The 9,376-nt window shown below is 60.2% G+C and carries 7 protein-coding genes; all 7 read right to left on the bottom strand.

Annotated elements, in window-relative coordinates; translation table 11 throughout:
• Window positions 1-687: 687 nt before the first annotated feature.
• Window positions 688-885 carry a hypothetical protein gene (locus AC1Q80_RS05620; protein ID WP_492359833.1) on the bottom strand — a complete coding sequence of 66 codons (198 nt, stop codon included), beginning with the start codon at window positions 883-885 and terminating at the stop codon, window positions 688-690.
• A gap of 10 nt (window positions 886-895) precedes the next feature.
• Window positions 896-1,180, bottom strand: a complete 285-nt coding sequence (locus AC1Q80_RS05615) for a helix-turn-helix domain-containing protein (RefSeq protein WP_492359832.1) — start codon at window positions 1,178-1,180, stop codon at window positions 896-898.
• Window positions 1,181-1,578: 398 nt separating this feature from the next.
• Window positions 1,579-2,718 (bottom strand): helix-turn-helix domain-containing protein, encoded by a 1,140-nt coding sequence (locus AC1Q80_RS05610; protein WP_492359831.1) that lies wholly within the window; start codon window positions 2,716-2,718, stop codon window positions 1,579-1,581.
• A 461-nt stretch (window positions 2,719-3,179) separates the two neighbouring features.
• Window positions 3,180-4,223: an AI-2E family transporter gene (locus tag AC1Q80_RS05605; protein WP_173419421.1), complete on the bottom strand. Its 1,044-nt coding sequence runs from the start codon at window positions 4,221-4,223 to the stop codon at window positions 3,180-3,182.
• Between the two features lie 178 nt (window positions 4,224-4,401).
• The gene (locus tag AC1Q80_RS05600) at window positions 4,402-4,899 is read right to left on the bottom strand and encodes a DUF1269 domain-containing protein (RefSeq protein ID WP_492359830.1); all 498 of its coding nucleotides are present in this window, start codon (window positions 4,897-4,899) and stop codon (window positions 4,402-4,404) included.
• Between the two features lie 219 nt (window positions 4,900-5,118).
• Window positions 5,119-8,208, bottom strand: a complete 3,090-nt coding sequence (locus AC1Q80_RS05595; RefSeq protein WP_173419419.1) for an efflux RND transporter permease subunit — start codon at window positions 8,206-8,208, stop codon at window positions 5,119-5,121.
• A complete protein-coding gene (locus AC1Q80_RS05590) occupies window positions 8,205-9,311 on the bottom strand; it encodes an efflux RND transporter periplasmic adaptor subunit (RefSeq protein WP_209786997.1) in 1,107 nt (368 codons plus the stop codon). Before AC1Q80_RS05590 ends, AC1Q80_RS05595 begins: the two co-directional genes overlap by 4 nt.
• Window positions 9,312-9,376: the final 65 nt, after the last annotated feature.

Raw genomic sequence — 9,376 nt, 5'->3', positions numbered from 1 at the left:
ACTGCTGCGAGAGCTGCAGCGGAGCCGAGAAGAAGGCTCTTGATGTTCATTTCTGACCTCCAGTCAAAAGTTTCAAACGGGTCTGGGTATTTTGCTGAAGGACAGCGTTCCCTGCCCCATCCCCAACGTTCAAGAAGTCGGACGATCAACCGCCCTTGCTTCCGGAGTTGAAAATACAAGACGCGGTCATCGGCGCAACGTCCAACTGGCGAGATCGCGTGCTTTGCATCGCCCTTCGCAGAACCCTGTTGCTGAAACGACACAAAATCGCCGCAGGCGGCCCGAGGAAATTAACAAAGGATTAAGAAAGCCCTTTATTCCCTGGGGTTTAGCCTGTGCGAAAGGAAGGCGGCCTGTTTCAGAAAGAGGCAGAATGCGGCCGAAATTGAGGGGAAAGGCCGATCCGGGCTGCAATTTGGCGGGAATAACCCCTGTGCTGCGTCGTCCCATTTTTCTGAATCGAGCTTGCCGAAGGCTCCCGCCGCGACCGAATTCCCAAGAATCAAACGCGAGATTCGCTGGCAACCGTTCGCAACGTCCGATTCTCGATCGGAAGAAACGGGCTCACCGAAAGAAAAGATTCGCGAAGACGAACGCATCGGGCACCAGGAAATCACGCCAGCTGATGATCGAGCGGATCCATACGAGACGTCCGGGATGCGTCGAAGCGAAAAACCGATACTGATATCAATCCTTATCAATCAGAACCCATATGCCGATGGACATGATTTTCCATGGCTGGTTCTGGAGCTTTTGCCATGCGTGGCAGCAGTGTTCGACCACGATGAGGTTTGCCGACCTATGCCAGCCCGCCCTGTCCACGATGAGGGCAGCATGGGGATTGTCGGCGACATGGCGCGCTATCTCCATCAAATGCTGGTTCATGCAGCGGGTATCACACCAAGGCATGACCAGGGCTGCCGCCTTGCCGTGCCTCGGGCAGATCGCGCCGACGATGTAGGCGGAACTTCTCCCATAGCCACTTCGCCAGATCACATGGACGCCAATGGGCGACGCCCTCGAGATAAGGTGTGGGGTTGCGTTCGATGGCTTGAGCCAAAGCCGCACGCTGAGCATCGTTCAACAGCGACGACTTGCCGGGAGCTTTGTCGTTGATCACCCCGTCGAGACCGCGTGCATTGCAGCGCACCACACAGTCACGCACGAACTGCAGGGGCACACTGCCCAATCGGGCGGCATTTGAGCGCGAACCGCCGTTATAGATCGAGGCAAGCGCCGAGAGCCAACGAGCTTGGCTGGCATCCCAGGGTCATTGGAGATCATACCCGCCGCTTCCCCTCAAGCTTCTTTACGCAGATGCAGCCAAGCGGGATCTCGCGTCGGCGTCGAACACCGCCTCCACAAGAGGCTGAAGAATCGGGCTGAGACGTCCGGCCCCTGAGCCGATGACGTGAGCGGAAGAGGAAATGATTGACGTCGCCGTGGCAGCTTCAACGTTTCGTGTCGATCCATGGCCCGATCGCCAAGGTCTTCCACCGTTTCCGCCACGAGATTCCACCTCGCACCTGCCTATGCAATGCCTCGGGCACCACCGAGGTCGGCGACCTTCATTTCAGGTTACCCCTGCAATCGGCGCAAAAGCACACCCAGTCGCTCTGCTGACGGGCAATCCTCAAGGAACCGCCGAATGGGGATGCCACCTCCGCCTCGGTTTCTCACCTCGCTCGGGCTGGAGCCAAAGGCTCGCTTGAATGCGCGACTGAACTCCGCCCCGTCGCTGAAACCACGCTCTTCAGCGATCTGGAAGATGAGGCGCCGATCGTTGGGATCGGTCAGCGCCGCACAGGCGCTGAGCAGCCGGCGGTGTTGAATAAAATGCATCACCCCGCCGAAGGGCTCGAAAAGGTTGTAGAGCCGCGTGCGCGAAATGCCGAGCTCCCTGCGCACCATCTCGCAACCGAGTTTCGGGTCGAGCAACCGGCTTTGTATCAGTTGCCGCGCCCTTTCGAGAAGGACATTGGCGATCGGCCCCTCCGCCGCTTCGATATGCTCGGCGGATGGCGATACACAAGCAAGGATCATCGCGCGCGTGGCTGCGACAAGTCCAGGAAGATCGGCCTCGGTGAGCATCGGCAGACGCTTGGCCACATCGACAAGATAGTCCGAGAACAACCGCCCCATGCCGGTCCCTGCTGCGGAAAACTCTGCCGAGCCAAGGATGGCCGCCGTCTCAAGGGAATGATCACGCGGCACAAAAAGCATGAGCATCTGGCTTTTATCGACCACACCGGCAAAGGAGCGACCAAGCGAATGAATCTGCACTTCTCCCGGACCCGCCGTAAAGGCACGCATTGCTGCGTCGGTCCGGATCGATCCGGACAGCAGGACGGTCATTGTCCAGTGGTCGACGGGATCCCGCCGAACATGCCCGGGCAGGCTGGAAAATGCGAGGCGGTCAGTGCTGATTTCTGCAAGGACAAGACTGCCAAGGTCCCAGAGTTTCTGTCGCCCCTGGAAGTCGCTGGTCGTTTCGTCGATCTCGGCTAATTCAAGCATGGGCGAGAAGCTGTTGCGCCACGCGGCAAACTGATCCGATCGTGGCAGGCCAGCAGTCGAAAATTCAAAGGACGGTAAAAACTGTGCCCTCTTCTTCACCGGTTTCGCGCTAACCGTTTCACGAGCGGAGATCTCGTGCCGCTTGTCGTCACGTCGTCTTTCAAGCAATGGGGCATACGTCATGGCATCTTCAGTTGTCATCGCGTCACCTTCCAGTTGACCGATGGCAGGAAGCGATCGGCCGCAGAATGTCGAAGAGCTGTCGATTACTGAAAAACAAGTTGTCTTTGTCCCCACCCCCGGCGACCCATCATGGTGCTGCAGCCAATTTTCGCCCGCCTCATGAGCGGGGTTGGTACGCAGCCTGCCAGCCTGGCATTTTACACCATCGATTTCGGCTTATCGTGCTGAGGTCATCGAGCCGGCTGTTTGCTTTCCGCGGGTGTCTAAGGCGATTTTTCATCTACCCACGACAGATATCCCCGCTAGGCATTCAGCCGACGTCTGCGCATGTTGGACGTGGCCCTCTCCGGCAGTCGTTTTGCCTCCCACCTGCAATCTAACCCTTTCAGCCGCGCACCTCAACCGTCAGATGCAAGGTCACTTTATTAGCGTCGCCACAGGGTGGCTTTGTTCGCGACAGATCGATCGCCCGCGCGCCTTCACGACCCACTGTCCGTTGCGACCTTTGAACTGCTCGACAGTAATGTCGCGATCCACTTTCCCGACGGCGTGCCCGCGCAATAGACGATGAACGCTATCAGCATCGGCACGCCGATGAAGGCACCCGCGATGCCCCACATGAAACTCCAGAAAAACACCGCGAAAATGACGGCAAACGGGGAAATTGACAGCGAAGCTCCAGTCAGCCTCGGCTCAAGGTAGCTGCCGATGATGAATTGAATGACGTTGAGGCTCGCAAAGATGACCGCCGCGGTCTGCCATGAGTCAAATTGGGCGATGGCGAACAGTGTCGGGAGCGCCGTGGCAACAAACGGTCCGAGAAAAGGGATGTAGTTGAGAGCAAATGCGATCGCGCCCCACGCCGTGGCAAGCTCAAGTCCCGCGCCCAACGCAAAGAGCCAGACCACCAATCCGGTGAGAATGCTGGCAAACGTCCGGACGATCATGAAGCGGCGCAGCTTTGCTCCAATAACCCGATTGGCCGCCAGGATGCGCATTCCGTAAGGCTGAGCGGCGGGCACGAGCAGGCGCGCATTGAAATCTTCAACCTCGAGCAGGCCGAGCATGATGAAGATGAAGACCAGCAAGGTGAAACCGGCGAAGCTGTTTACTCGCCCGGCCATTCCCTGCACAAAGCGAACCAGCCAAGTGACATCGAAACGGTCTGCCAAAGGGCCAGCGACGGCGACGCCGTGCCCTTCCAGCCACGTTGTCCAGTCGACATAGATCGCCTGGAAGCGGTCAGCGTTGACGAAGAGCCACTGAGCAAGCTTGCCGAACCCCCACGCCACCGAAGACCCGATGACGACGATCACGACCATGGTTGCGACAAGTGTGATCAGAAGGGCCAGAAGCTTTGGCAACCAGCGCTGTAAAGCGGCCTGAATCGGCCAGACCAGTGCAATGGTCAGCAAGGAAAAGATGAGTGGCGCAAAAATGGATTGCGCGAAATAGAGCAAAGCAAGCACCAGGATACCGGTCGTTACCGAACCGATCGCGCGACCACCACCTGCTTCTACCATACCCGCCCCTAGAAATTGTCCCAATTTCCCGAGTTCCGCTTCAAGGAACCGGGAACTGGTCGTCGCACGTGCCTCCCCGGAGAGGCCGCGCGGCGCCACAGAAATCCCGTCCCGCGAGAAGCGCGCCAGTGTCCTGACCCGATCCCGCGGAACGCGCGATATATTCGATCAATGAAAACTAGCCGGCCGCGGCGGCCTTTTCCAGCGCGTCGCGCAAGACCTGTTCCTTCGTTTCGTCGAGCGAGGTCTTGAGCACGACACCGCCATAGGGCGCCAATTCCTTCAGCACCTTGTCCGCTGTCATCTCCTTGATCAGCACGAACAGCGCCCCGTTGCCGGGCTGAAGATTGGCGGCGAGATCCTTCATGAAGGCATCGTTGATACCGACGTCGGTCAAGGCGCCACCAATGGCGCCGGATGCAGCGCCGACCGCAACGCCCACCAGGGGATTGAGAAACAGAACACCGATCAGCAGCCCCCAGAAACTCCCCGACGCTGCGCCGGCGGCGGTCATGTTGACCATCTGGTTCAACTTGATCTTACCGCCCTCAGTCTTCGTGGCGATGACAGCATCCCCGACCTTGATCAAGTATTCCTTCTGCAACTCGAACAAGCGCTGGCGCACTTCCTCGGCTTTCGCTTCGGTTGGGTAAACAACTGCAATCAAGTCCGACATGGTTACTCCCCTTGAACAACACGCTTAAAAGAAACACTGAAATCAAATCATAACCGGGAATGTATCGACGGAATTAGCATAAAATCCCGTGGCTTAGCATTGCGTCTCTTTCTCTTGCCCTCGCGGCTACGCCCCCGGCGCTCATCGCGCCGGGCACAAACGGAAAAACCAACGGAGGGTCCATACCCACGCCAAGGCCGTGCAACATCCCACTTACCGTCACGCCCCGGCCGCAACCGGCTCGGCCGTGGCAGGCTCTGCCTTGTCGGGCTCAGCTTCGGCGGGAATGCGAAACCACAAGACGTAGAGCACCGGCAGGAAGATCAGTGTCAGCGCCGCAGCCACCACCAGACCGCCGATGACGGTAAAGGCGAGAGGCGACCAGAACGGATCGCGGATGATCGGCAGCATACCGAGGACGGTCGAGCCTGCCGTAAGGAAGACCGGCCGCAGACGCTGCCCGGTGACATCGATGACGCTCTGCCACGTCCGGCCTCGCTCTTCGATCGCAAGGTCGATCTGATCGATCAGCACCACGGAGTTTCTGGTGATCATGCCTATGAGTGCGATCATCCCGAGAACGGCGATGAAGCCCACCGGGGTATTCGTCACCAGCATGATCAACACCACGCCGATCAGGCCCAGAGGTACGACGCTGACGACGAGCAGCAGACGCTGAACGCTCTGCAGTTGGAACATGAGTACGATCAGGATGATGACACCCATCACCGGAAGCATCTCGACGACTGAGGCGAGCCCATCGTCTGCGCCTTCGACCGCACCGCCGACCTCGATCAGGTAGCGGGGGTTGGCTTGGCGCAACTCCTCGATCTTGCCTGCCGCGGCCTCAACGACACTGGCAGCTGTCACGCCCGCTGCCGTGTCTGCCTGGACGGTGATGTTGGTAGAGCTGTCGTGACGCCAGATGATGGGCTGTGTCGTCTGGTACTCGATCGTGGCGATGCTGGAGAGCGGCACCGTATGATTGGGGCCGACCGGGATCTGCAACGACCGGATTGTGCCGATATCGACGCGCTCCTCCTCCGTCGCCCGGGCGACGACGTTGATGAGGTAGATCGAGTCCCGCACCTGCGTGATCGGAAGGCCGGATGCCGTCGCAAACAGGGTCTGCGCAATCACGGAGGAATTAAGCCCCACCAGTCGAGCGCGGTCCTGGTCGACATTGATGACAATCTTGCGGATCGGTTCATTCCAGTCGAGATTGGGCTGGACCACGCCAGGCACTTTGCTGAGCGCATCGGCAAGCTGCCAGGCGACTTGGCGGACACCGGGAATGTCCGGCCCGATCACGCGGTATTGAACAGGCCAACCGACCGGAGGACCCATTTCGAGCGGCGACAGGCGCACCAGGATGTCCGGCAGCCTTTCTTCGAGCGCCTCCTGCAGGCGCGCCTGCAGCGCCTCGCGTGCACCGACGCTTTTGGCGATTACAACAGCCTGGGCGCGGGACGGCGCCGGAGGCTGCAGCGCCATCGACAGAAAGAAGCGCACCGGATCGGAACCAACGTAAAAGCTCCAGTCTGCCACATCCTCGTCGGCGGCGAGAATCTCCTCGGCCTTCGACACGTACTCGGCAGTGGCCTCCTGCGACGCGCTCTGCGGCAGGGTCAGTTGCAGGATGAGCTCTGGCCTGTCGGACGGCGGAAAGAACTGCCGCTTCATGGCCGACGATCCGATCAGCGCCGCCACGAACATTGCGACAGTGGCAAGGACCACGACGAGCCGCATCTTCATGCAGGTATGCAGGAGGTTCTTGAAGCCACGGAGCAGCGCGCCATCGGGCTTGGGACCGGTTGCAGTTCCCGATTTAAGTACGGCAAGGCCGACTATCGGGGTCAAAAGCACGGCCACCAGCCAGGAGACGACGAGCGCGAAGCCGATCACCAGGAACAGCGATCGTGCATATTCGCCCGAAGAGCTGCTCGCAAAGCCGACCGGAATAAAGCCGGCGATTGTCACCAGCGTGCCGGCAAGCATCGGAAATGCGGTTGACGTATAGGCATGAGAGGCCGCCTGAATGCGCTCATAGCCCTGCTCGAGCTTCGCCATCATCGTCTCGACGGTCACCATGGTGTCGTCGATCATCAGCGTCAGAGCGATGATCAGTGCGCCGAGCGAGACGCGCTGCAGGGCGATGCCGGCAATATCCATGAACAGGAAGGTCAATGCGAGGACAAGCGGAATTGAGACGGCAACCGCGATGCCGGCGCGCACGCCAAGCGCGAGGAAGCTGACGCCGAGAACGATGACGACCGCCTGGCCCAGTGATGTGGTGAAGCCACGAATAGCGGTCTTGACCACGGTAGGCTGGCTCGCCACGTGCGTCAGGTTGATGCCGATCGGCAAATCGTTCTCCAGCTCTCGCATCGTTGCATCGATGTTTTGGCCGAGTTGCAGGATGTCTCCACCCGACGCCATGGAAATGGCGATGCCGATTGCCGGCTTGCCCTTGACGCGAAAGCGTGGCTGGGGCGGGTTCACCGTTCCCCGCACGACGCTGGCGATATCGCCCAGCCGCACGAAACCGGATGTCGTCGGGATGTTCAACTGGCGGATGGTGGTCTCGTCGGCAAGGCTGCCGGACACCTGAAGGATGGTCCGATCCTGCGGGGACGTTATGAGCCCTGCAGGCAGGACCGCATTCTGCGCTTGGATCGTACCGATCACCGTCGCGGCGCTGAGGCCGAGGCTTGCCAGCCGCTCGGTCGAGAATTCGATGTAAATCGTCTCGTCCTGCGTGCCGATCAGCTGGACCTTGCCTATATTTTCGAGCTTGAGCAGGCGATTGCGCGCCTCATAGGCCCAATCGCGCACTTCGCGATCACTGAAGCCGTCCGAGGTGAGGCCGTAGATGATGCCGAACGTATCGCCGAAATCATCGTTGAAGAATGGCCCACGCACGCCAGCCGGCAGCGTCGACACCATGTCGCCGACCTTCTTTCGGGCCTGATACCAGGATTCGCCCACCTGATCGGGCGGCGTCGCATCGTCGAGCGTGACATAGATGACCGACTGGCCTGCCGTTGTCATGCTGCGCAAATTGTCGAGGTTCGGTACTTCTTCAAGCGTCCGCTCCAGGCGGTCGGTAATCTGGTCGATGGTCTGCTCGATCGTCCCGCCCGGCCACGCCGCGGAAACGATCATCGTCTTGAATGTGAACTCCGGGTCTTCGTCGCGCCCCAGGTTGATATAGGCAAGAATGCCCGCAAGAGCGCTCAAAAGCACGAGAAAGATGATAAGGCTCTGCCGCTGGATCGCCCAGCCCGATAGATTGAAGCCCTCGTTCATTCTGCGCTTCCTTCAAGCAAGCGGACAGGCATGCCGGGACGAAGCTGCTGCACCCCGGCAACGACGACGTTGTCTCCGCTTGAAAGACCCTTGGTCACGAGGAAATCCTTCGTGTCGAAACGATGCACCTCGACCGGCACAAGCTTGGTCGTCTTGCTTGCGTCGTCGACGATCCAGACGGCGCTCTGGTTGCCCTCGCTGAACAGCGCCGAGATCGGCAGCCGGGCCGCCGGCTCGCCGGAAAGCCGGATCGAACCGCGCACGGCACTACCGAAACGGAATTCATCCGGCGCAGTGTCCAGCCCCACGCGTACCGTGAAGTTGCGCGTAATTGGATCAGCTGTCGGCGAGATCTCCCGAACCGTTCCCGTTGCCTTGATGTTGGGGTTGCTCAGCAGTTGCACGTTGACGCGCGCGTCGCCTCCGGTGGACTGGATCGTGGCCTCTGGCACCTGGAAGACGGCATCGCGTGTTCCAAGCTGCGCAACGCGCACCACCATCTGGCCACCGCCGACAACCTGCCCCACTTCGCCTCCGACCGCGGTGACGACGCCGGCAGCGTTTGCCTTCAGTATGCGGTTGTCGAGATTGGTCTGGGCGATCCGCAGGCCAGCTTGCGCGGCGTCGACACCAGCCTGTGCCATGCTCGCCCGAGCCGTGGCGGCCTCCAGGACCTGCCGGGTCGTGGTGCGCGGGTAAAGTTGCTGCTGGCGGGCCCGGTCGGCCTCGGCATTCTGGAACTGAGCCTCGGCCGAGAACAGGTTCGCTTCGGCCTTGCGCACCGCGTCCTGCGCATCCTCGGGATCAAGGCGCGCGAGAACGGCCCCGACATCGACAAGGTCGCCGACCTCAACGTCGCGCTCCCGGATTTCGCCGCCCTGCCGGAAGCTGAAGCTGGTTTCGGTGCGTGGCCGAATCTCGCCGACAAGCGATCCGTACGTATCTTCGGGATTGAACGAAACGGCCACCGTTTTGACGGGTCGTGGCGGCCGCTCTCCGACGTCGTCCTCGCCCTGGCAGCCGATCAGGAAAAAGGCAGCCAGCACCGCGGCAGACACTCCGAACGCAGCGCGAGATCTCGATGCAGCAGGACGTATTTTCATGCGCTATTTCCCCGGATGCTTTACGGGCGCGACGGTTCGCCGCCACGCGTGGATGATTGAAGAAA

It is taken from the genome of Ensifer sp. GW823-FHT05D09, assembly GCF_058795755.1.
This window is presented reverse-complemented; position numbering and strand designations above follow the sequence as displayed.

Bases quoted from the DNA above. Each gene is read 5' to 3' on its own strand.
- AC1Q80_RS05610 (WP_492359831.1), bottom strand. From the start codon at position 2,718: ATGACAACTGAAGATGCCATGACGTATGCCCCATTGCTTGAAAGACGA.
- AC1Q80_RS05620 (WP_492359833.1), bottom strand. From the start codon at position 885: ATGAACCAGCATTTGATGGAGATAGCGCGCCATGTCGCCGACAATCCC.
- AC1Q80_RS05605 (WP_173419421.1), bottom strand. From the start codon at position 4,223: ATGGTAGAAGCAGGTGGTGGTCGCGCGATCGGTTCGGTAACGACCGGT.
- AC1Q80_RS05600 (WP_492359830.1), bottom strand. From the start codon at position 4,899: ATGTCGGACTTGATTGCAGTTGTTTACCCAACCGAAGCGAAAGCCGAG.
- AC1Q80_RS05590 (WP_209786997.1), bottom strand. From the start codon at position 9,311: ATGAAAATACGTCCTGCTGCATCGAGATCTCGCGCTGCGTTCGGAGTG.
- AC1Q80_RS05595 (WP_173419419.1), bottom strand. From the start codon at position 8,208: ATGAACGAGGGCTTCAATCTATCGGGCTGGGCGATCCAGCGGCAGAGC.